Origin of the sequence: Cnuella takakiae, assembly GCF_001953305.1 — a bacterium.
GTDB lineage: Bacteria > Bacteroidota > Bacteroidia > Chitinophagales > Chitinophagaceae > Flavisolibacter > Flavisolibacter takakiae.
Map to the genome: position 1 here is coordinate 419101 of NZ_MTFE01000010.1, position 215 is coordinate 419315.

Annotated in this window: 1 tRNA gene (running past one end of the window); it reads right to left on the reverse strand. The window is 43.7% G+C overall.

Going from position 1 to position 215, the window contains the following annotated elements:
* Window positions 1-152: 152 nt before the first annotated feature.
* Window positions 153-215 (reverse strand) — tRNA-Ala (locus tag BUE76_RS02195) (it continues 24 nt past the right edge of the window).

The following is a 215-nucleotide window of genomic DNA, read 5'->3' on the forward strand; positions in this document are numbered from 1 at the left end:
GCTTATTTGATTGCGCAGATAAGTGTCCTACAGTTTAGCGTTGCTGATGATGGAGATCTGATCTCCTGGTCACTTATACTTTTATAAGTACCACATCATGATAGTTTGAAAGAACTTTGTACTCCGTACTTCTTACTTCGTACTTGTTTTTTTGGTGGAGGATAACGGATTCGAACCGTTGACCCCCTGCGTGCAAGGCAGGTGCTCTAGCCAGC